Source organism: Microbacterium azadirachtae (assembly GCF_000956545.1).
Taxonomy (GTDB): Bacteria; Actinomycetota; Actinomycetes; order Actinomycetales; family Microbacteriaceae; genus Microbacterium; species Microbacterium azadirachtae.
In genome coordinates, this window is the sequence record NZ_JYIT01000005.1 from 1 (window position 1) to 527 (window position 527).

The 527-nt window shown below is 69.1% G+C and carries 1 pseudogene; it reads left to right on the forward strand.

Annotation, left to right across the window (positions count from 1 at the left end):
- Positions 1-392 (forward strand): annotated as a pseudogene (locus RL72_RS00025) (L-rhamnose isomerase); the annotation flags it as partial.
- Positions 393-527: the final 135 nt, after the last annotated feature.

Sequence of the window (527 nt, forward strand, 5' to 3'; positions counted from 1 at the left end):
ATCCGTTCCAGCTGTTCCGCATCCTCGCGGAGGTGATCCGCGGCGGCGGGTTCGGCAATCCCGACGTGGCGTTCATGCTCGACCAGTGCCACAATATCGAGGCGAAGATCCCGGGGCAGATCCGCTCCGTGCTGAACGTGCAGGAGATGACCGCCCGCGCCCTCCTCATCGACCGCGACGCCCTCGCCGCCGCCCAGCGCGCCAACGACGTGCTCGCCGCCAACGCGGTGCTCATGGACGCGTTCTACACCGATGTGCGCCCCGCCCTCGCCGCGTGGCGCGAGCAGCGCGGCCTGGCCGCCGACCCGATGGCGGCGTTCCTGGGCTCCGGCTACCTGGAGCGCATCGCCGCCGAGCGCGTCGGCGGCACCCAGGCCGGCTGGGGCGCCTGAGCGCCTGCCCCTCCTCGCCCACGTCTGTTTGCGTCAAACGGTGGGTTTCACGGCCCGAAACCCACAGTTTGACGCAAATAGACGGAATGAATAACACGGATCCCCCTGGAGAGAACCATGACCAACCCGACCGCC